Source organism: Bacillus sp. AFS018417 (assembly GCF_002560985.1).
GTDB lineage: Bacteria > Bacillota > Bacilli > Bacillales > Bacillaceae_G > Bacillus_A > Bacillus_A rhizoplanae.
Map to the genome: position 1 here is coordinate 81,180 of NZ_NTTM01000024.1, position 20,795 is coordinate 101,974.

Here is a 20,795-nt window from a genome sequence, read left to right on the forward strand (position 1 = left end):
CCATATATTGGTTATAGTATACCTCTTTTTTTATTTTTTTGCTAAATACCATAAATGTTATAAAGTGAAAATAAATAAAAAAATCATTCAGAATATTTTTATTTATCAATTTATCTTTCGTTTAATTTTATGTATTATTAAGGTAATAGGGTATAAAGTAGAATGGAGGAGGGACGTATGCGGCAAAATTTAGAAAAAATGGGTAAGCAAATTTTTTACAAGCGACTCCAACAAAAAATGACACAAGAAGAGCTTTGTCAAGGCATTTGTTCCGTCTCATATTTAAGTAAAATTGAAAATGGGCGAATTGAAGCTTCTGAGGAAATATTGCAGTTGTTATGCGCAAGATTAGAGATTGCGGTTTCGGATTTAAGAGATATTGAAGCGGAAGTGAAAGAGAAGTTGGAGGAGTGGTTAAGGGCCCTAGTTCACTTAGATAAGCATAGAATTGAAAATTTATATAGAGAACTAGAAAGTGAAATGAAGCAAATTGTAGATTTTGAAATTGTGAATTACTATAAATTGTTATATGCACGGTATTTAATTATGAAGAGAAATATACCAGCTCTTAAAGAAGAGTTGGAGAAACTTAAGAAAGTTTATAAAAAATACTCCCCATTTCAGCAACTGTTATATAAGTATAGTCAGGCTTTATGCTATTGCCTACAACATAAGTGGCAAGAGGGATTACAGTTTTTAGTTCAGACAGAACTAATGGCAAAAGAACAAAATTATTATGAAACCGGAATTTATTATAATTTAGCACTTGCATATAGTCATTTAGAAATTCCACATATGGCACTTCATTTTGCTAATATTGCTATGGAAGGATTTCGAAATGAATATAAGTTCCGAAATGTGATTAATTGTCAAATTGTCGTTGCGTTAAGCTACGTTGAAAAAGGGCAGTATGATGAAGCATTAAAAATTTATGAAAGTATACTGCGTGAAGCGGATTCTTTTTCAGGAAAAGATGTATTGATGTCAATCGTATTAGGTAACATTGGTAATATATATTATAGAAAGAAAAAGTATGAAGAAGCTAAAAAATATTATGTAGAAAGTTTACAATATCAAAAAGAAGAAGATGTGAACTACGTCGATACGTTATATGAGATGGCTATTCAATGTATTCACCTTGAACAATTAGAAGAAACAAAAGAGTGGATTGATAAGGCAATAATTTCTGCTAAGAAAGATGAAAGGTGTAATACGAAGTTGTACTTACTCCTTATGCTTCGTTATAAGTATTTTACAGAACCAAGTGTATATAAAGTATTCTTAGAAACAGAAGCGATACCTTTTTTTAAAAGTGCAGGAAGTATAAAAGAATTAAAGAAAGTATATATTGAGCTTGCTGAATACTTCTCTAATTCTTTTCAGTTTAAAGAAAGTAATGATTATTATAAATTAGCAATTGAAGCGCTCGAAATGATACGGGAGGGATAAGGATGAAAAAAGTAGTAATAGGTATCATTTTAACAGTAGTGTCATTAGTTGTATTAGTTGATACACAATATACTCAAAAACCAGATATTTTTGGACAAGCAGCTAATGAAACTGAAGTTGTAAATATATAATTCAATTAAAAAGTTTCTATCTATTTGAACTGTCCTCTATAAAAGGACAGTTTAATAGAGTAAAATTTCCATCAGTGCGGGATAAAAAGATCTTTAGAAAATCAAGAACTTAAAAGGTGGTTTCGGTATTGTACCGAGGCCATCTTTTTTTATGTTCACTTGAGCACTGGTGAGTGTAATCTTGTATATAATTATTTATCTGTCTTAGAGAGACTTTTTCAAAAAGTGTTCGCCCAAATTTCACAAAACTTGAGAAATAAAACATGGAGATATCTAAATAATAAGTTGTTTATTGTATTTGAATCCACTCAACACGAGTACTTAAATAGTATAGCGTAGAAGAGAAAATCCCTTTCCTGATGGAAAGGAGTTTTTCAAAAATTGCTCGTCAAAATTCTACAAAACTTGAGAAAGAAATTATTTCAATTTTCAGTATTTTAATAGTGGAAACTTAATGCTACTATAAAGCTACTCTTTTAAAAAAACTTTTGCTAGGGGGAAGAGAATATGAAGAAAAAGAGTTTAGCGTTTGTGTTAGCAGCTGGAATGGCAGTAACAACATTTGGGGGGACAAGCTCTGCCTTTGCAGAATCAAAGAATGTACTTTCCACAAAGAAATACAATGAGACAGTACAGTCTCCTGAGTTTGTATCGGGCAATCTAACTGGTGCATCAGGAAAGAAGGCAGAATCTGTTGTATTTGATTATTTAAATGCTTCTAAAAAGGATTATAAACTAGGCGCAAAAAGTGCAGAAGAATCTTTTAAAGTACAACAAGTTACAAAAGACTCTGTTGGCGATGCAACAGTTGTCCGTTTACAACAAGTATATGAAGGTGTACCAGTATGGGGATCTACCCAAGTGGCTCATGTTGGAAAAGATGGTGCATTAAAAGTTGTATCAGGAACAGTTGCGCCTGAGTTAGACAAGAAAGAGAAATTGAAAAACAAAAATAAAATTGAAGGAAAAAAAGCAATTGCAGTTGCACAACAAGACTTAGGGTTCACTCCAAAGTATGAAGTAGAGCCATCTGCGGATTTATATGTATATCAAAATGGTCAAGAAACAACATATGCATATGTTGTGAAATTAAACTTCTTAGATCCAGAGCCAGGAAACTATTATTATTTCATTGAAGCTGATAGCGGTAAAGTTTTAAACAAATATAATACAATTGATAATGTAACAAATGAAAATAAGTCACCAATTAAACCTGCAGTTGGATCTACTACTAGGCCTGTAACAGGAACAAATAAAGTAGGGACAGGTAAAGGTGTACTAGGTGACACAAAGTCTATTAATACAACATTATCTGGATCTAGCTATTATTTACAAGATAATACACGCGGTGCAACAATTTACACATACAATGGGAATAATCGTACTACTCTTCCAGGAACGTTATGGGCGGATGCAGATAATATCTTTAATGCTAGTAATGATGCAGCAGCAGTGGATGCTCATTATTATGCAGGTGTAACGTATGATTACTATAAAAATACGTTTAACCGCAATTCTTATGACAATGCCGGTGCAGCGTTAAAATCTACGGTTCACTATAGCAGAAGCTATAACAATGCCTTCTGGAATGGATCACAAATGGTGTATGGGGATGGAGATGGATACACATTCGCTCCATTATCTGGTGGTTTAGATGTAATTGGACATGAATTAACACATGCTGTGACAGAAAGAAGTTCTAATCTTATTTATCAAAATGAATCTGGTGCATTAAATGAGGCAATTTCTGATATTTTTGGAACGTTAGTAGAATACTATGATAATCGTAATCCAGATTGGGAAATTGGGGAAGATATTTATACACCTGGTACGGCTGGGGATGCTCTTCGTTCTATGAGTGATCCAACAAAGTATGGTGACCCAGATCATTATTCTAAACGTTATACAGGAACGAGTGATAATGGCGGCGTTCATACAAATAGTAGTATTGTCAATAAAGCTGCTTACTTATTAGCAAATGGCGGTACGCATTATGGTGTAACGGTAAATGGCATTGGTAAAGATAAAGTAGGTGCAATCTACTATCGTGCAAATACAGTATACTTAACTCAATCTGCAACTTTCAGTCAAGCTCGTGCTGCCTTAGTACAAGCAGCAGCTGACTTATACGGCGCAAGCTCTGCAGAAGTGGCAGCTGTGAAGCAGTCTTATGATGCAGTTGGTGTGAACTAGGTTCCACTCCCCTTTATAAAATGAAAAAAGGAGCATATGCTCCTTTTTTTCATTGTTTCTTCCATGTTTTCCATACATAAAACAGTCCGATGCAACCAGCAATGGCAATAATCCACTTTGCTTCATTTGTTCCGTTTATAACGTGATAGGTGGAATACACTTCAATAAGTAATGCCGGTATTTTACCAAGTGTACTAGCGACGCTAAAAGTTAAAATGGACATCGTTCCAAGAGATGCAAACAATGTAACAATGCCAGAAGGGATAAAGGGAACGAGGCGAAATGATAAAATGAGAAAGAAAGCTTCTTTTCCTTGTACATAAAGAAGTCTTTGTACTTTTGGGTATTTATCTATATTTTTTTGAGCAGTTTTTTGAAAACCAAGACGATATAAATAAAAAGAGATGATAGCTCCCAATGCTTCCCCGGTAATGGATATGAGTGTTCCTTCTGTTACTCCAAATAGTGTGATATTAATAGCAGTTAAAAAAATACTAGGAATAAAGGCTGCTAAGCTAATAAGAATATTGAGTAAAATGCTAAGTGGGATTGCAACTGTTTGATGCGCTGTGAGAAAAGAATGAATCGTTTCTTCCATATGAATTAAATTTCCTTTACCTTTTTAAGCATTACACCATATTTTTCATATGGAGACAATAGAATAGTTAAATAAAAAATCTTATTTATATGCTCTATATTGGTATTGTTAGGGGAGAAAGGGGTATCTGTTGTACGTGATAGTTTCTCTAAGAGCTAAAATTGACTTTTTCTAAAGATAATACAATAATCATGGAAGAGGTGATACGATGAAACGATTACGGAATGTTGTTATAAGCGTAATGCTTATGATGATACTTGTATTAAGTGGATGTTCAGGACAGCAACAAAAACAAACCACATCGAAAGAAAATAGTGCAGCAGTTGTAAATGTTAGTGACAACATTTTAGATGAAATGGAAGGACCGCCGAAAAATGGTCATACGTTAGAGCGTCACGTTGGCAAAACAGAAGAGCAATTAAAAGAACGATTGCGTACAGATAAAGTATCCGCTGCAAGTACATATTACGATAAAGAAACAGCAACAAAGGCGGTAAAAGATAGTTTAAAGCAACATGAAAAAGAAATTAATACATGGCTGAAAGAATCAAAGGAAAACCGTCTTGTATTGAATACAAAGCATGCATTTCCAGTTGGAAAAACAGTATTAAAAAAAGATATGCGTGTAAAAGATGGACTTCGTAATACAGTGACTGTGTTGCAGAAAGATAAAGGGAGTGAGCTAGGCTTTAAAATTATTACTTCTTATCCTTCTGAATAAATAAGAAAGGAGAGAGATTTATGTATTCGACATTTCAATATTTCCTTAAGGCATATTGTACACTAAGTATATATGAAGAAGAAATGACTGATCTTATGCAACAATTTAAAGAACAGGAAGAACAAGAAACGAAGAAGAAATTATTACATGAATTTGTTCAAATGCAAAAAATAGAAGATTGGAAGAAAGTGTGTCAAGAAGCTGAGCGGTATGGGAATCGTATATGGACAATAGAAGAAACAAAAGCACATATTAGTAATTTTGTTTCTATATTACAAAACAAAAAGGCGTGAATCATCACGCCTTTTTGTATGTGCTTTTTGAAATTTGACCGTTGGAGAGTACTTGCCCGTTTTGTGTTACTTTTTTATATGTTACAGCCACAATGTTTTTATCTGTTTCACTTATAACTTTCGAAGAAACTTCTACATTTTTTCCTGTATCTGTACCGAAAATACGAGCAGTTACACTGCTGCCATCCGTGAATGATTGAATGTAAATATACTTACCAGTATTATTTGTAAATTTCAAATCAGGACCATAGTCAGCAACAGCTGCATCTTGACCAAGTGGTAAGTAATGGACTGGTAAAGAATGATTACTCCGGGCTACAACTCCTAAGTCAGCACGCAATACAGCACCATATAATGTGCTGCTTACTTGGCAAACACCACCGCCGGCACTTTGTTCTACTTTTCCATTTACATATACAGCCGCTGATTTATAGCCATGTGCTGCATCTGTAATGCCAACGCGGTTGTTAAAGCTAAATGTTTCACCAGGTGCAACAAGTACTCCTGTTAATGTGTTGGTAGCACGTTGTACGTTAAATGTTTGATTCGCATTTCGGCCAGCCAACGGAGTAGAATATTCAGCAATTACTCCTTGAATCCCCATGTTTTTCACATCTTCTGTTGAGTGTTCTGGTTTCACTGCTGTAATTGGAACTTGGATATCCTGTTTATTTGTAGCAATTGCTTCTGTTGTTAAGGATTTTAATTTTTCTTTATCAACTTTCTCGCCATCTTTACTTTCGTTAATATTAACCGTTGTTCCAGAAACAGATAACTCTGCATTGACAGGCTCTACTAGGAGGTCATTGTATTTCTCTTTTATAAATGCATCGTATTTTGCTGTGTTTATAGAAGGATCTAGCTTATAGTCACGCTTTAGTTCACCTTTTTCAGCTTGTTTACGCATTTTATAACGATTAGAAATATTGCTCTGTTGTTCTTTGAAAATTTCATCCGCAACATTTGTACCCTTATATTCAACGCCTAGTTCTTGCCAAGTATATGTCTGTGTGTTGTCTTGGAAGGTGTAGTTCACGGATTTTTTATTTAATTCATCAACTTTTTGTTGAACAATTTGTTGAACGTCTGCTTTCGTTTTGCCATCTAAGGAAATACCTTCAAATGTTGTGTGGGGTAAAACGTATGTATCTAACTGATTATTCAATTTGGATACATATTGATAAGCGCTAACACCGCCAGCACAAAGAATGATTCCACCGGCAATCACAGAACCAATAATCCAATTACGTAATTTCATTTATTTCCCCCCCAAAATAAAATTTTTAGGTTATGTATGATATGTATTATTTTTAACGTATAAAATGATAAAAAAGTATTAATTACACACTAGTATACTATTAATTTTATTGTCTGTGTAATATTTTTGTAAAAAAACGTTACATTTTTGTAATATAATTACCTTAAATTAGAATTTTATGAGGGGGAGGCAAAGAAATTCATGTTTGTATTGCAGTATGAAATGTATGTAGGTGTATATAAGAAAAAAACAGCTGTTTTTTTCTTATAGTTTCTTATGATCTGATTTACTTGTAACACCAAGGTGATTTTGTAGTTCTTCAGAAATAGCTTGAACACTTTCTTCTTCAGGAACGTAATAATATATACCATCAATATATTCGTCTTTTCCTTTTATTTGCAATTTATCCATTTTTAGGTCAGAACTCATCATGTTTTTAGTAATTGCCATCATATCATCGAAAGTCAAGTTTGTTTTGATATCGTTATCTACCGCATCTAGTAAACCACCAAGTTTGTCAATCGAATTTACAGATAATGCTTTTTCAGCGATTGCTTCTAAAACAAGTTGTTGACGTTGGCCGCGCATATAGTCAGTATCAATATGGCGTGTTCTCGCTAGCGCAAGTGCTTCTTCGCCATTTAAGTGCTGACGACCTTTTTCAAGGTGAATAGCATCAGGATTGTCTTTACTATCTTGTTCAGTAAATGTAACTGGTACATCTACATCAATGCCGCCAAGAGAATCAACAATTTCTATAAATGATTCAAAGTTAAATTTCACGTAATAATCAACAGGAACATCTAAAAAACGTTCTACTGTATCAATTGTACTATCAACACCACCGAATGCATGTGCATGGTTAATTTTATCTTCTTTTTTTCGTGATGGAATATATACTCGAGAATCACGAGGAATGCTTAATAGTTTTACAGATTTATCGTTTTTATTAATTGTTGCAAGTAATAATGCATCTGTACGAGTTGCAGTTCCGTACTCTTTTTCTCGGGTCTTACTTTCATCTACACCCATGATTAAGATGGAAACATTATCTGTCATCGGCTTCACTGCTTTTTCGCGCTTTGCCGATTTATCTCCTCGTCCTAATTCTGAGAATGCACCGTTTGCAACAGCTTGTGCTTTGTTATATATGTGGAAGAAATAGCTGCCTCCTCCAATAATCACAAGGAATAAAGGAATGAGAACAAACCATAGTATACGCTTTTTCTTAGAACGCTTTTTTGCCGCTCTATCTGTCGTTTCTAAATCAGGCTTCATTAATCTTTCTCCTTTTAAACAATCAATTAAAATATTTTCTTATAATTTTTAAAAAAGGCACACTTTCTATTGTACATAAATATAAGGGGTTTTCACTATAAATTTTTAATTGACACGAAAATGAAATATATGAAACATATCGTTCTATATAGATATCTTATAATTCTCAGTGTATGAAAAGTTGTTATACAAAAAGCAGATGCCTTACAGTTAATGAAGGCATCTGCTTAAATATTATTGTATATAAAAAATAAAGAAAAAAAAAGATTAAAATTTTACCTATTTAAATCATAATACTCACAATAATTGCAGATAGAATACTTACTAAGGTTGCTCCGTATAGGAGCTTTAAGCCAAATCTGGCAACAACATTTCCTTGTTCTTCATGTAAGCTTCTTACTGCTCCTGAAAGAATTCCAATAGAAGAGAAATTTGCAAAAGATACTAGAAAGACAGAAATAATACCTATCGTACGAGGAGAGAGTGTATTTGCAAGTTTATTTAAATCCATCATGGCCACAAATTCATTTGTAATAAGCTTTGTCGCCATAATACTGCCTGCTTGTACAATTTCTGCAGCAGGTACGCCAATAATAAAAGCAATTGGAGAAAATGCATACCCAAGTAATTGTTGAAATGTAATACCAAAAATGATTGCAAATAAACCATTAATAGCGCTTATAAGAGCAACGAAACCGATCAACATTGCTCCAACAACAACTGCGACACGAAATCCATCTAAAATGTACTCTCCCAGCATTTCGAAGAAAGTTTGTTTTTCTTCCTTGACTTCTAAAATATCTTCTTCGTCTTTCACATCGTATGGATTAATGATTAATACGATAATAAATCCACTAAATAAGTTTAAGACGAGAGCAGTTACAACATACTTTGGTTCAATCATCGTCATATAGGCACCGACAATGGACATGGATACTGTAGACATTGCTGAAGCACATAGTGTATATAGACGATGTTTTGGAATTTGTCCGAGCTGTTTTTTTACAGTAATAAACACTTCTGATTGTCCGACAATAGCAGAGGCAACTGCGTTATAGGACTCTAATTTACCGAGGCCATTTATTTTACTAAGGAAAAAACCAATCCATCGAATAAAAAATGGTAAAATTTTGAAGTGTTGTAAGATTCCAATTAAGACAGAGATAAATACAATTGGAAGTAAAACGTTTAAAAAGAAAGACATTTCGCCTTTGTTTAATAAGCCGCCAAATACAAAGTTTACACCTGCCGCAGCATATTTTAATAACTCATTAAATAAATTTGAAATTGCTGTTACAAAGATAAGTCCCATTTGTGTATTTAATAATAGGAACGTTAAGATTAATTGTATAATAAGCATGATAAGAATCGGCTTGAACTTAATATGTTTTCTATTGTTACTTGCTATAAAAGCAAGAAAAAAAACAACAATGAGTCCGAGCACAAATGTAAAAAATTTCATAGTAACCCTCCTGTATGAATAGTTTTCTCTTGCCTTACTGTCCGTAAAAACCTGATTGGTGAGAGCTTTCCATCAGTGAGATGAAAAAACATACTGATGGAAGTCTCACTTTACATATAGGTTTTTCATTTCATAGAAGAATATACAAGAAAGGAAAAGATACGATGAATATTACTCATGTTCACCACATCGCAATTATTTGTTCAAATTATGGAGTATCAAAAAAATTCTATACAGAAGTACTCGGTTTTCAAGTTCTACGTGAAGTATATCGAGAAGAAAGAGAGTCATATAAGCTTGATTTATGTGTTGGAGATACATATCAAATTGAATTATTTTCATTTCCTAATCCTCCAAGGCGAAAAAGTTTTCCGGAGGCAGCGGGATTGAGACATTTAGCGTTTGCTGTTGAATGTATAGAAGAAGCTGTTTCATATTTACAGCAGCATGGTATACAAACTGAAGCAATTCGAATCGATGAAATTACTGGAAAACGTTTTGTATTTTTCCAAGATCCAGATGGTTTACCACTTGAATTATATGAGAAATAAAAATTGGTGAAATTTATACAGTTTTTCTTATGAGGGAAAGAGAGAAAATAAAGAAAGTTAAACTTATCTTTGCAGGAGGTGTAACCTTAGTTGTCTGCAGCTAAGGGAGATACTTGGAAATAGGGAATTTAATACTGGTTGCAGTTTTAATTGCGTTAACGGGTTTTTTTGTTGCAATTGAATTTGCGATTGTCAAAGTACGCACTAGTCGTATTGATCAACTCGTAGGAGAAAAAAGGCGAGGAGCAATAGCAGCAAAAAAAGTTATTTCTAATTTAGATGAATATTTGTCAGCCTGTCAGTTTGGAATTACAATTACGGCACTTGGACTTGGATGGTTAGGTGAACCAACTGTAAAACATGTATTAGAGCCTATATTGATTAAATTTCAAATCTCTCCTTCAATTGCTAGTACTGTATCTTTTGTTATTGCATTTGCTGTTATTACTTTTTTACATGTTGTAATTGGTGAATTAGCACCAAAAACATTTGCAATTCAAAAGGCAGAACACATTAGTCTAATGTTTTCAAAGCCATTAATTTATTTTTATCGCATTATGTATCCATTTATTTGGACATTAAATCATGCCGCTCGTTTTGTGACAAGTTTATTTGGACTAAAACCTGCTTCTGAACATGAAGTTGCACACTCAGAAGAAGAGCTCCGTCTCATCTTATCAGAGAGTTATGAAAGCGGGGAAATTAATCAAGCGGAATTTAAATACGTAAACAATATTTTTGAATTTGACAATCGTCTTGCGAAAGAAATTATGGTACCGCGAACGGAAATTGTTGGATTATATGCTGAAGATTTATTTGAAACACATATTGAAATTATTCGACAAGAAAAATATACAAGATACCCAGTATTCGGTGAAGACAAAGATGAAGTTATGGGAATGGTGAATGTGAAAGATTTCTTCATCCGTTATATAGATGGGGAAAAACGAGAAGCAAAATCAATCATGACATATACAAGACCAGTCATTGAAGTAATGGAAAACATTCCAATACATGACTTATTGTTGAATATGCAAAAAAAACGTATTCCACTCGCAATTTTATATGACGAATACGGTGGAACTGCAGGGCTGGTTACACTTGAGGATATTCTAGAAGAGATTGTGGGAGAAATTCGAGATGAATATGATGAGGATGAACACCCACCTATTCAAGATGTTAGTGAAAATTGTAAAGTAGTGGATGGGAAAGTGTTAGTAAGTGAAATTAATGATTTATTTGGCTTACATTTGGACGAACATGATGTCGACACAATTGGTGGTTGGTTAATGATGCAAGGACAACCGATTGCAGAAGGAGATGCTATGGTTGTTGGTGAGTGGACATTTACTATTCTTGAAAAAGATACTCATCAAATTAAGCGAATAGAGATAAAAAAATTGGAAACAGAAGAAAAAACAGTAGCTTTATAAAGTGAGACTTCCATCAGTGGGAAGGGGGGCATCCCTCACTGATGGAAAGCCCGCCCAATCGGGCTTTTACGGGCAGTTATCCCCACCTATCGTCTTCGATTCTCTCTACATCTTGAGGTGGGGGTCTTACTGCCCGTTAATGCGGGATAAATAGCTGTTTTTTCTTATTAATAGGGCATTATAGTAAATGAAGAAAGACGATGTGCGTTTTTTGTATTGGAAAAAATAAGAAAATATTAGGATCATGGGGAATTTTAGCAGGAGAAGAGGTTAAGAAAAATCATTTTGCATTTGGAGTAACGTTAGAACCAATTGTCTATGTTTAGATGCTAGATGCTTGTAATAGCTTAGAGTTGAGGATCCATTAGGGAGCATGAAGTATTGTATTTTAAGTGAATAAATAAAGCAAAAGGCTGATGAACGAGTCATCAGCCTTTTATATTAGAAAATATGGAACACAGCGTTCAGTTGAAGTAAGCTAATAATTAATAAGAAGATTAAGCTGTATTTCATTGTCATTTTAAATAGCTCTGATTCTTTACCAACTATTCCAACTGCCGCGCAAGCTACAGCAACTGATTGTGGTGATACCATTTTTGCCATTGTACCGCCTACTACGTTTAAGGCAACAAGAGTAGAAGGGTTGATATCTAATTGAGCGGCTGTAACAGCTTGAAGAGGTGCAAATAGAGAGCCGCTAGATACTACAGAACCTGTTATGAATACGCCAATCCAACCTAAGATTGGAGAGAATATTGGAAAGATTTTTCCAGTAGATGAAAAGGCTAATCCAAGAGTTGAAGACATACCAGAATAGTTTGTTACATATGCTAATGCAATTACACTACAGATTGTATAAATTGGTGCTTTTAACTCTTTTAATGTTTCAACAGTTAATTCTTTTATTAACTTACCGCTTACACGGAATACAAGTAAAGATACGATAATTGCAAGTACAATTGCAGTAGTTGTTGATGAGAATACATCTAACTTAAAGATTGCTGGAAACGGTGTATTTGCTTTAACGATTGGCGCTGTTTTAATCACGTGATTGTGCAGGCCAGGTACTTGAATATTCCATATTAAGTTACTTAATGCACCATCTGGAGCGAATAAGGCTTTTACTGGTTTTAAGTTGAAAATTGTTACAAATGCAGTTAAGAATACAAATGGTGACCAAGCATATAAAATTTGTTTCATAGTATAACTATGTTTTTCTGTCTGTTTTTGTTTTGTTTTACTTTTTTCTGAAGATTTCGGCTGCCATACACGTAAGAATAATGCTAATGCAATCATGCTGACAACAGCTGCGAAAATATCAGTGAGTTCTGCACCAAGGAAATATGTTACAACGAATTGAGTAAGAGCGAAAGAACCGCCGCTTACAAGAATACCTTGCCAAGTTTCTTTAATTCCTTTAAAACCATCAACGATTGCAACAAGTAAGAATGGTAATACAAAGCTAATGAAAGGTAATAATGTTACAGCTTGACGACCAACAATTAATGGATCTAGTTGTGTTAATTGAGCAGGTACTGTAACTGGAATACCCATTGCTCCCATCGCACCACCAGCAATATTGGCAACTAAACAAATACCAGCTGCTTTTAATGGGTTAAAGCCCATACCTACAAGTAATGCTGCTGTAATAGCGACTGGTACACCGAAACCTGCTGCACCTTCTAAGAAAGCACCGAAAGAATAAGCGATTAATAACACTTGAAGACGAGGATCGCTTGTAATGCTAGAAATGCTATCACGAATGACGTTAAATTGCTCAGTTTTTACAGTTAGTTTGTAAAGGAAAATTGCTGCGATAACAATTGTACAAATTGGATAAAACCCGGCTGCTACACCAAAGGCAGCGGATGATACAGCCATAGTTGCTGGCATCTTATAGACAAATATAGAAAGAATAATAGCTAAAATAACGCTATAGAGTCCAGATAAGTATCCTTTAATTTTAAACACTGTTAAACATAGTATAAAAAATAAAATTGGTAGAGCGGCTACAAGTGCTGATAGCCAAATGTTGTGTAATGGGTCGTAAACCTGTGTCCATGTATTCATAATTGCGACATCTCCTATATATAATTTGTGAAGTTATTCACATTTACTTGTGAAATCATTCACAATCAACTTACATTGTTAGTATAGTCTCCCTCGGCACTATTGTCAACGTGGAAAAGTATAATTATTCCATAGAACATTTAACTGTAAAAATTCTGCTACATTTTATGAATAAATTGGAAAGAACTAAAAGAATTGATATACAGGAAAGAGTGTACATAGATAGGATACGTTATATGTTGTTTATCTATTCTTTCATAATTTTTATTATTATTATTGATTTTATCCCGCTATTTGCGGGCAGTAATATTCCCACCTCGAAATTCGGTGAAAGCAAAGAAGTCAGGTAGGAGATAAACTGCCCGTAAAAGCCCGATTGGTTCAACTAATAATCAGTGGGGGATGAAGAAAACCCCCACTGATTAAAGTTTCACTTTATATGTTTTATCCTGAACAAACGGACAGTAAGACCTCTGCCTTAGGAACAAAGAAAATGGATAGAGGATATGACCTGTAAAAAATATAACAAAAATATTGAGAAAATTACTTTGGAAGGCAATGAACGTCATTAGAGATACTTTGCTTTTTTTCTGAGCCATATAGTATAATATTCAAACATCAAAAGAGAGTTTTCTCTTTAATATAAAGGGGGGAAGGTAATTTTTATTGTTGTAAATTATTCAGTATAAAATGTAATAATAGGAAGAAATATAAAAATAAACATGTACAAATAGAAAAATAAAAAGAAAAAATGAGGGGAAAGTATGTACCAAAATCAATTTGAGTGTCGTATTTCAGAAGAGGATGTACAAATGTTGCGAGCGCTAGCTCATCCGCTTCGTCTGCGTCTTGTAATGGAGCTTATGCAGCGTGGAACTTGTAACGTAACACAGCTACAGAAAGTATTAGAAATTCCGCAATCTACAGTATCACAACATTTAACGAAGTTAAAGCAAAATAAAGTCGTACGTTTTGAAAGACGTGGTTTGGAAGTATATTATCAAGTGTACAGCGATAAAGTAAGTGAAGTTGTAAAAACATTATTTTCTTAAAATTTGGATATTGTGGAAAAAAGGTATGTATTTGTACATACCTTTTTTTTGTGAATTGAACAAAAATTTAAAGTGAGACTGTGACTTTAGGTCATAGTAGTGAAGGAGGATAAATGGGATAAAATTCATCCAGACATGGCAATATAAAAAAGAATGTAATAAAGAATAAGGAGGGACCAATAGTGGATATAAAGCGAGCAAAACAAATTTTATCATCATCAAGTAGAATTGACGTTACATATCATGGTGTGCCTGTCTGGATTGAAAGCTGTGATGAGGCAAGTGGACTTGCTAATGTACACGATATAAAAACACCAAATGAAACAGTACAAGTAGATATTACTGCATTAGAAGAGCATTAAAAAAAGCGGAGAAATTTCTCCGCTTTTTACATTTATTCCATCATATGTGCAATTTTTTTAGAGAACATAAGAAGTACGAAGCCTAATACAATAACGATAATACCGATGCTTGAGAATACTTCTAAATAACCTAAAGATTGTGTGTAAGCTGCTAATTTACCAGCTAGCCAGTTTGCGCATCCAGTACCAGCCATCCATACACCCATTAATAAAGAAGCTAACTTTACAGGAGCAATTGCACTTACCATAGATAAACCGATAGGTGATAAGAATAGCTCACCAATTGTATGGAATACATATGTGATAACAATAAACAGTAAGTTTGCTTTTACAGCAATATGAGCTTCATCGCTACCTGTTTTTAGAACTGCTAATGTTAATACAAGGTAACCGATTCCTAACAGAATCATACCAAATGCCATTTTTGTTGGGATTTTTAAATCGCCATTTTTTGTTTTAGAAAGTTTTACCCATAACGTAGAAACAACTGGTGCTAATAAAACGATAAACAATGGGTTAACAGATTGGAACCAAGAAGTTGGAACTTCCCATCCGAAAATAGTACGATCAACGAATTTATCTGTATAAAGAGTTAAAGAACTACCTGCTTGTTCGAAGCCCGCCCAGAAGAAGACAACGAAGCAAGTTAAAATGATAATTGCCCAAGTACGGTTTTTCTCTTGTTTTGTTAAAGGTTTTTTCTCGATAACTTTTGCAGCGCTATCTGCTGATTTTTTACCAACAACTGTTGTTCCGATATCACCAAGATAACGTTTAGCTAGTAAGTTAAAGAGAATTTGACCAACAATCATACCAATACAAGCAGCTAAGAAGCCGTATTTGTATCCTTTTACCATAACGCCGTTAACAGTTGATGCAAAGAAATCTTCTGCTAAGAAACCACAAAGTAACGGTGCAATTAAAGCGCCTAAGTTAATACCCATGTAGAAGATTGTGAAAGCAGAGTCACGGCGTTTATCATTTTCACCGTAAAGTGAACCTACAAGAGTTGAAATGTTTGGTTTGAAGAATCCATTACCGATAATTAATAATCCTAATCCTAAGAAGAGTCCAGTTTTTGTATTCATTGAGAAAAGAGTAAAGTTACCAGCTGCCATAATAATACCGCCAATAGTAATCGCATGGCGTTTTGTTATAAAGTGGTCAGTTAACCAACCGCCAATAATTGGCGTGAAATATACGAGCATTGTAAATGTACCATAAAGTTGTACAGCGGCTGCTTTGTCAAATCCTAGCCCCCCGCTAACAACTGCAGTTGTTAAATAAAGAACTAAAAGACTACGCATTCCGTAGTAGCTAAATCTTTCCCACATTTCTGTAAAGAACAACAAATATAATCCCGGAGGATGTTTCTTTGGTGATTGTTGTTCTTCAGCTTTGTTTAACTTTAAAGCTGCATCCATATTTCTTCCTCCTAATCCTGTCCTGTATAACGGATATTTATGTAATCATTTTAATTTACAAAATATTTAGAAGTCAATAGAATTATATGGAAATATAATAAAAAAATTTCGCCAATTCTATAAAAACGTCTTTGCTTTTTGTATTTTCTCCCGAAAACTTTAAAATAAGCGTTTTCAAGTGTATTCTTTTTCATCTAAAAGAACAAAAAAGAAACACTAATCAGAAAATTTAGATTAAAATAATTTTTCTGATATACAGAATACTTTTTTGGTATACTTTTGAAATATAACATATTTTGAATAAGAATACAAAATAAAAAATAACTCCTGTGTATAGGAGTTATTTTTTACGAGATATTTTACTTTACAAAGCGTTTTTCAATGTCATCTAGCATTAAATTAGCAGCTATTACACCACCAGCTGTATTCCAAATGACATCGTCAACTTTATATGCTTTACCGTTTTTCACTGCATTTAAGTTTTGGAATAGAGGGTCGCTCGTATATTCTTTTTCTAATTCAGAACCTTTGTTTTCATTTCCTTTATTGTATGTGAAGTAGAATAATATATCGCCATCCATTGCAGGGATTCGCTCTTTTGATACGTTACGTTCTGCAAAATCATTTTTATTTTGATCACCAGGACGTTTGAAACCAAGTTCTTTTAAGATAACCCCAGAGAATGTATCTTGATGATAAATACGAACATCACCAGGCATAAAGCGTACCATAGAAATTTCCTGATTTACTTGATCACCAAGTTTTCCTTGTAGGTCTTTTATGCGCTTGTCATAATCAGCTAGGACTTTTTGACCTTCTTTTTCTTTATTCACTGCTTTTGCATAAAATTTAAAGTTATCTTTCCACTCACCGCGCAGTGTTTCTGAGAAAACAGTAGGAGCAATGCTATTTAGCTGCTCGTACACTTTCTCCTGACGCATTTTGTTACCGATAATTAAGTCGGGTTTTAAAGCAGCGATTGCTTCGAGATTGACTTGGAGTTCGTCACCGACAGGTTTTGTATTTTTCAATTTATCTTTCGTATGTGGATACCATGGGTCACCGGTTGGTGGTTGTGCAGCTCCCACTGGTGTTACACCAAGAGAAAGTAAAGCTTCCGCTCCCTCGTTTGTTAAAACAACAACACGTTTCGGATTTGCAGGAACTTCAGTTTTTCCCATTGCGTGTTCAATTGTAATCGTATCTTGTTTATCTTCTTTTTTAGACTCAGCTTTGTCATTGGTTTTACCACATGCCCCTAAAAGAAGTGAGAACGATAGTATAAGTGCAAATAATGCAAATGATTTTTGTTTGATGAAATTCATTATGTATCCCCCTTGTATTTATTGAGAATCTTTTTCAATAACAAGGTTGATATTAAAGTGTTCCGAATAGATTGTCAATAGTAATTGAAAATGATTATTATTATTATTGACAAGGTGAATTCAGCTACAATACACTAAAAATGTATTAGTATGCATTAAAGGAGAAATGCTGCATGTTATTAAAAACAAATCAAGCAAAATGGATTGGGCTATTTGTTGGAATCGTTGCAGTTATTACTTGTATTTGGGGGAGTATTATTTTGGGATATACAAATACAAGTTCGAAACTAGCACTGGATGCTTTTTTCCATTTTAATGGTTCAAATGAACATATTATTATTCAAAACGTACGTCTTCCTCGTGCGCTTATCGCAGCTAGTGTTGGTGCTAGTTTAGCTATCGCTGGTTGCCTTATGCAAACTTTAACCAAAAATCCGCTTGCTGCTCCAGACTTTATCGGATTAAACTCAGGTGCTTCTTTTTTTATTGTGGTAGCGACCGTTGTTTTTTCCGTGACATCTTTATCAGCGTTTACGTGGATTGCCTTTTTAGGAGCGGCAGTTGCCGCGGCATTCGTATTTGCTTCTAGTTCTTTAGGAAAAGAAGGAGCAACTCCGCTTAAGTTAACATTAGCCGGGGTAGCAATCAGTGCTTTATTTTCTTCTTTAACACAAGGATTGCTTGTGTTAAATGAAAGTGCACTAGAAGAAGTTTTATTTTGGCTTGCTGGTTCTGTACAAGGTAGGAAGTTAGAAGTATTGCAATCTGTATTTCCATATTTATTAGTTGGATGGCTTGCTGCTCTTCTAATGGCTGGGAAAGTGAATACACTCATGATGGGAGAAGATGTAGCGAAAGGATTGGGACAACGAACGGTACTCATGAAATCGTTAGTATTCTTGATTATTGTACTACTATCAGGTGGCTCCGTTGCAGTTGCAGGTCCAATTGGATTTGTTGGGATTATTATACCTCATTTCGCAAGAGCACTTGTTGGTGTAGACCATCGTTGGATCGTGCCCTATAGTGGGCTATTAGGCGCAATATTATTGTTACTTGCAGATATTGCTGCAAGATATATTATTATGCCGCAAGAAGTTCCAGTTGGAGTCATGACAGCATTTATTGGGGCACCATTCTTTATTTATATTGCACGTAAGAGAGGGCTTAGCAAATGAAGAAGTATATTCCGTTTCGTGTAGGAAAAGACGGCCTCTCGTTTTTAATGTATAAACGAGCTTGTCTCGTCTTATTGGGTTTATTAGTTGTTTTAATTGGGCTATTCTTTGCAAGCGCTGGTATGGGAGAGATGAAAGTAGCTCCATATGATGTATGGCAAGCAATTACCGGAAATGGCGATGCGATGTCAAATATGGTTGTAAACCAATTTCGGATGCCACGTATTTTAATTGCAATTCTCGTAGGGATAGCTCTTGCTGTAGCGGGCTGTATTTTACAGGGCCTCGTTCGAAATCCCCTTGCTTCTCCTGATATTATTGGAATTACAGGTGGTGCAAGTGTAGCAGTTGTACTATTCCTTGCTTTATTTAGTGATAAAAATAATGCATTAACAGTAAGTATTCAGTATATGCCGCTGGCGGCCTTTATTGGAGCGACCGTTGTTGCGTTTTTTGTATATTTATTTGCATGGAGAAATAATGGATTATCAGCGATTAGCCTTGTTTTAATTGGCGTTGGATTTTGGGCGTTAACGAAAGCAGCGACAACTTTATTTATGCTGTTAGCCCCTATATATCAAACGAGTCAAGCAAATATTTGGATTACTGGTACTGTTTACGGATCTTCATGGGAAAATGTTGCGATATTAGCACCTTGGGTTCTTATTTTAACAGCGGTAGCATTTGTAGCTGCCAGACATTTAAATGTACAAGAACTTGGTGATGATATTGCTACCGGACTTGGAATCCCCTTAACCAAATCACGTTTTTTCCTGCTACTCCTTAGTACGGCGTTAATTGGAGGAGCAGTTGCTTTTGCGGGTGGAATTGGATTTGTTGGTTTAATGGCGCCGCATATTTCAAGAAGATTAGTTGGTTCTTTATACGGTGCATTACTTCCAGTAGCAGCTGTTGTCGGGGCGATTTTAGTACTTGCTGCAGATTTAATTGGACGCACAGTCTTTGCTCCGCTTGAAGTTCCAGCAGGTGTATTTACATCAGCAATCGGTGCTCCGTATTTTATTTATTTACTTTATAAAAGTCGAAATTCATAAAGGTAAAGAAAAAATACATAGATGATTTACTATCTATTAAAAAACGGAGTAAAGGAAGAGAAACATGCAAAAAACATTAGAGACTAAATCGTTAACATTGTCTTATGGTGAAACAATTATTATTGATGAATTAGATTTAGAAATTCCAAAAGGAAAAATTTCGATTTTTATAGGTTCAAATGGCTGTGGGAAATCTACTTTATTACGTTCCCTTGCCCGTTTATTAAAACCTACATCCGGGGATATTTTATTAGGGGATCAAGTTATTCAAAATATGCAAACGAAGCAAATTGCCCGCCAGCTTGCGATTTTACCACAAGGTCCACAAGCACCAGAAGGAGTAACTGTTCTTCAGCTTGTTAAACAAGGGCGTTATCCATACCAAACATGGCTAAAGCAATGGTCGGAGCAGGATGAAGAAATGGTGTGGAAAGCACTAGCTGCAACGGGAATGACCGAATTTGCAGAACGAGATGTTTACGCCCTTTCTGGTGGACAACGTCAGCGTGCATGGATTGCAATGACGCTTGCACAGGATACAGATATCATTTTATTAGATGAGCCAACAACATATTTAGATATGACACATCAAATTGAAGTGCTTGATTTATTATTTGAGTTAAATGAGAATGAGCAACGGACAATCGTAATGGTGCTGCATGATTTAAATTTAGCTTGTCGTTATGCAGATCATATTGTAGCAATTCGTGATAAACAAATTTATGCACAAGGCAAACCAGAAGATATTATTAATGATAAGCTTGTACGTGATGTTTTTCGTATGAATTGTGAAATTATAAGAGATCCGTTATTTGGTACACCGCTTTGTATCCCGCAAGGAAAGGGAAGACGCATACTCCCGCAAGCGGTTAATTAAAAGAGAAAAAACATAAAGTGAAACTTCCCTCAGTGGGAGGGCTTCATCACCCACCGAGGGTTAGTTGAACCAATCGGGCTTTTAT

Annotated in this window: 20 protein-coding genes; 13 read left to right on the forward strand and 7 right to left on the reverse strand. The window is 34.7% G+C overall.

Annotated elements, in window-relative coordinates:
* Window positions 1–177: 177 nt before the first annotated feature.
* The 3 genes from CN326_RS10780 (at window position 178) to CN326_RS10785 (ending at window position 3,773) form a co-directional block, all read left to right on the forward strand.
* Window positions 178–1,449, forward strand: coding sequence for a helix-turn-helix domain-containing protein (locus CN326_RS10780; RefSeq protein ID WP_098309022.1), 1,272 nt, complete (start codon window positions 178–180; stop codon window positions 1,447–1,449).
* A gap of 2 nt (window positions 1,450–1,451) precedes the next feature.
* Entirely contained in the window at window positions 1,452–1,580 is a 129-nt protein-coding gene (locus tag CN326_RS24180) for an NprX family peptide pheromone (RefSeq protein ID WP_141525025.1), read from the forward strand.
* Window positions 1,581–2,087: 507 nt separating this feature from the next.
* Window positions 2,088–3,773: a M4 family metallopeptidase gene (locus tag CN326_RS10785; RefSeq protein WP_098309023.1), complete on the forward strand. Its 1,686-nt coding sequence runs from the start codon at window positions 2,088–2,090 to the stop codon at window positions 3,771–3,773.
* Window positions 3,774–3,822: 49 nt separating this feature from the next.
* On the opposite strand, the gene CN326_RS10790 is transcribed toward CN326_RS10785, so the two are convergent.
* A complete protein-coding gene (locus tag CN326_RS10790) occupies window positions 3,823–4,371 on the reverse strand; it encodes a TVP38/TMEM64 family protein (protein WP_098309024.1) in 549 nt (182 codons plus the stop codon).
* A 208-nt stretch (window positions 4,372–4,579) separates the two neighbouring features.
* Here CN326_RS10790 and CN326_RS10795 point away from each other — a divergent pair, with 208 nt between their 5' ends.
* Both CN326_RS10795 and CN326_RS10800 read left to right on the forward strand, forming a co-directional pair.
* Window positions 4,580–5,092 (forward strand): RNase A-like domain-containing lipoprotein, encoded by a 513-nt coding sequence (locus CN326_RS10795; RefSeq protein ID WP_098309025.1) that lies wholly within the window; start codon window positions 4,580–4,582, stop codon window positions 5,090–5,092.
* A gap of 20 nt (window positions 5,093–5,112) precedes the next feature.
* Window positions 5,113–5,385 (forward strand): hypothetical protein, encoded by a 273-nt coding sequence (locus CN326_RS10800; protein ID WP_098309026.1) that lies wholly within the window; start codon window positions 5,113–5,115, stop codon window positions 5,383–5,385.
* 4 nt (window positions 5,386–5,389) lie between these two features.
* On the opposite strand, the gene CN326_RS10805 is transcribed toward CN326_RS10800, so the two are convergent.
* The 3 genes from CN326_RS10805 to CN326_RS10815 all read right to left on the reverse strand — a co-directional run bounded on the left by CN326_RS10805 (window position 5,390) and on the right by CN326_RS10815 (window position 9,383).
* On the reverse strand, window positions 5,390–6,643 hold the full coding sequence (locus CN326_RS10805; protein WP_098309027.1) for a VanW family protein: 1,254 nt from the start codon (window positions 6,641–6,643) through the stop codon (window positions 5,390–5,392).
* Window positions 6,644–6,907: 264 nt separating this feature from the next.
* Window positions 6,908–7,921 (reverse strand): LCP family protein, encoded by a 1,014-nt coding sequence (locus CN326_RS10810; protein ID WP_098309028.1) that lies wholly within the window; start codon window positions 7,919–7,921, stop codon window positions 6,908–6,910.
* 283 nt (window positions 7,922–8,204) lie between these two features.
* Window positions 8,205–9,383, reverse strand: coding sequence for a NupC/NupG family nucleoside CNT transporter (locus CN326_RS10815; RefSeq protein ID WP_098309029.1), 1,179 nt, complete (start codon window positions 9,381–9,383; stop codon window positions 8,205–8,207).
* A 164-nt stretch (window positions 9,384–9,547) separates the two neighbouring features.
* On the opposite strand from CN326_RS10815, the gene gloA2 reads away from it, so the two are divergent.
* The 3 genes from gloA2 (at window position 9,548) to CN326_RS25085 (ending at window position 11,693) form a co-directional block, all read left to right on the forward strand.
* The gene (gene gloA2 / locus CN326_RS10820; RefSeq protein WP_098309030.1) at window positions 9,548–9,934 is read left to right on the forward strand and encodes an SMU1112c/YaeR family gloxylase I-like metalloprotein; all 387 of its coding nucleotides are present in this window, start codon (window positions 9,548–9,550) and stop codon (window positions 9,932–9,934) included.
* Window positions 9,935–10,068: 134 nt separating this feature from the next.
* The gene (locus tag CN326_RS10825) at window positions 10,069–11,367 is read left to right on the forward strand and encodes a hemolysin family protein (RefSeq protein ID WP_483295643.1); all 1,299 of its coding nucleotides are present in this window, start codon (window positions 10,069–10,071) and stop codon (window positions 11,365–11,367) included.
* A 200-nt stretch (window positions 11,368–11,567) separates the two neighbouring features.
* Window positions 11,568–11,693 (forward strand): hypothetical protein, encoded by a 126-nt coding sequence (locus CN326_RS25085; RefSeq protein WP_255258124.1) that lies wholly within the window; start codon window positions 11,568–11,570, stop codon window positions 11,691–11,693.
* A 115-nt stretch (window positions 11,694–11,808) separates the two neighbouring features.
* Here the strand turns inward: CN326_RS25085 and CN326_RS10830 are convergent, their stop codons facing one another.
* Window positions 11,809–13,437 carry an L-lactate permease gene (locus CN326_RS10830; RefSeq protein ID WP_098309032.1) on the reverse strand — a complete coding sequence of 543 codons (1,629 nt, stop codon included), beginning with the start codon at window positions 13,435–13,437 and terminating at the stop codon, window positions 11,809–11,811.
* A gap of 764 nt (window positions 13,438–14,201) precedes the next feature.
* On the opposite strand from CN326_RS10830, the gene CN326_RS10835 reads away from it, so the two are divergent.
* The gene (locus CN326_RS10835; protein WP_098309033.1) at window positions 14,202–14,489 is read left to right on the forward strand and encodes an ArsR/SmtB family transcription factor; all 288 of its coding nucleotides are present in this window, start codon (window positions 14,202–14,204) and stop codon (window positions 14,487–14,489) included.
* Window positions 14,490–14,671: 182 nt separating this feature from the next.
* The gene (locus CN326_RS10840) at window positions 14,672–14,851 is read left to right on the forward strand and encodes an acid-soluble spore protein H (protein ID WP_098309034.1); all 180 of its coding nucleotides are present in this window, start codon (window positions 14,672–14,674) and stop codon (window positions 14,849–14,851) included.
* A 32-nt stretch (window positions 14,852–14,883) separates the two neighbouring features.
* Here the strand turns inward: CN326_RS10840 and CN326_RS10845 are convergent, their stop codons facing one another.
* Together CN326_RS10845 and CN326_RS10850 are read right to left on the reverse strand one after the other, a co-directional pair.
* Window positions 14,884–16,275 (reverse strand): peptide MFS transporter, encoded by a 1,392-nt coding sequence (locus CN326_RS10845; protein ID WP_098309035.1) that lies wholly within the window; start codon window positions 16,273–16,275, stop codon window positions 14,884–14,886.
* Window positions 16,276–16,634: 359 nt separating this feature from the next.
* Window positions 16,635–17,600: an ABC transporter substrate-binding protein gene (locus CN326_RS10850; RefSeq protein WP_098309036.1), complete on the reverse strand. Its 966-nt coding sequence runs from the start codon at window positions 17,598–17,600 to the stop codon at window positions 16,635–16,637.
* A 173-nt stretch (window positions 17,601–17,773) separates the two neighbouring features.
* On the opposite strand from CN326_RS10850, the gene CN326_RS10855 reads away from it, so the two are divergent.
* The 3 genes from CN326_RS10855 to CN326_RS10865 all read left to right on the forward strand — a co-directional run bounded on the left by CN326_RS10855 (window position 17,774) and on the right by CN326_RS10865 (window position 20,710).
* Window positions 17,774–18,778 (forward strand): FecCD family ABC transporter permease, encoded by a 1,005-nt coding sequence (locus tag CN326_RS10855; protein WP_098309037.1) that lies wholly within the window; start codon window positions 17,774–17,776, stop codon window positions 18,776–18,778.
* Complete coding sequence (locus CN326_RS10860; RefSeq protein WP_098309038.1) at window positions 18,775–19,833, forward strand: FecCD family ABC transporter permease; 1,059 nt, start codon at window positions 18,775–18,777, stop codon at window positions 19,831–19,833. Before CN326_RS10855 ends, CN326_RS10860 begins: the two co-directional genes overlap by 4 nt.
* Before the next feature lie 64 nt (window positions 19,834–19,897).
* Window positions 19,898–20,710: an ABC transporter ATP-binding protein gene (locus tag CN326_RS10865; RefSeq protein ID WP_098309039.1), complete on the forward strand. Its 813-nt coding sequence runs from the start codon at window positions 19,898–19,900 to the stop codon at window positions 20,708–20,710.
* The last annotated feature ends 85 nt before the right edge of the window (window positions 20,711–20,795 follow it).

Bases quoted from the DNA above. Each gene is read 5' to 3' on its own strand.
- CN326_RS10800 (WP_098309026.1), top strand. From the start codon at position 5,113: ATGTATTCGACATTTCAATATTTCCTTAAGGCATATTGTACACTAAGT.
- CN326_RS10860 (WP_098309038.1), top strand. From the start codon at position 18,775: ATGAAGAAGTATATTCCGTTTCGTGTAGGAAAAGACGGCCTCTCGTTT.
- CN326_RS10780 (WP_098309022.1), top strand. From the start codon at position 178: ATGCGGCAAAATTTAGAAAAAATGGGTAAGCAAATTTTTTACAAGCGA.
- CN326_RS10845 (WP_098309035.1), bottom strand. From the start codon at position 16,275: ATGGATGCAGCTTTAAAGTTAAACAAAGCTGAAGAACAACAATCACCA.
- CN326_RS10805 (WP_098309027.1), bottom strand. From the start codon at position 6,643: ATGAAATTACGTAATTGGATTATTGGTTCTGTGATTGCCGGTGGAATC.
- CN326_RS10830 (WP_098309032.1), bottom strand. From the start codon at position 13,437: ATGAATACATGGACACAGGTTTACGACCCATTACACAACATTTGGCTA.
- CN326_RS10835 (WP_098309033.1), top strand. From the start codon at position 14,202: ATGTACCAAAATCAATTTGAGTGTCGTATTTCAGAAGAGGATGTACAA.
- gloA2 (WP_098309030.1), top strand. From the start codon at position 9,548: ATGAATATTACTCATGTTCACCACATCGCAATTATTTGTTCAAATTAT.
- CN326_RS10795 (WP_098309025.1), top strand. From the start codon at position 4,580: ATGAAACGATTACGGAATGTTGTTATAAGCGTAATGCTTATGATGATA.
- CN326_RS24180 (WP_141525025.1), top strand. From the start codon at position 1,452: ATGAAAAAAGTAGTAATAGGTATCATTTTAACAGTAGTGTCATTAGTT.
- CN326_RS10865 (WP_098309039.1), top strand. From the start codon at position 19,898: ATGCAAAAAACATTAGAGACTAAATCGTTAACATTGTCTTATGGTGAA.
- CN326_RS10790 (WP_098309024.1), bottom strand. From the start codon at position 4,371: ATGGAAGAAACGATTCATTCTTTTCTCACAGCGCATCAAACAGTTGCA.
- CN326_RS10815 (WP_098309029.1), bottom strand. From the start codon at position 9,383: ATGAAATTTTTTACATTTGTGCTCGGACTCATTGTTGTTTTTTTTCTT.
- CN326_RS10810 (WP_098309028.1), bottom strand. From the start codon at position 7,921: ATGAAGCCTGATTTAGAAACGACAGATAGAGCGGCAAAAAAGCGTTCT.
- CN326_RS25085 (WP_255258124.1), top strand. From the start codon at position 11,568: ATGTGCGTTTTTTGTATTGGAAAAAATAAGAAAATATTAGGATCATGG.
- CN326_RS10855 (WP_098309037.1), top strand. From the start codon at position 17,774: ATGTTATTAAAAACAAATCAAGCAAAATGGATTGGGCTATTTGTTGGA.
- CN326_RS10850 (WP_098309036.1), bottom strand. From the start codon at position 17,600: ATGAATTTCATCAAACAAAAATCATTTGCATTATTTGCACTTATACTA.
- CN326_RS10785 (WP_098309023.1), top strand. From the start codon at position 2,088: ATGAAGAAAAAGAGTTTAGCGTTTGTGTTAGCAGCTGGAATGGCAGTA.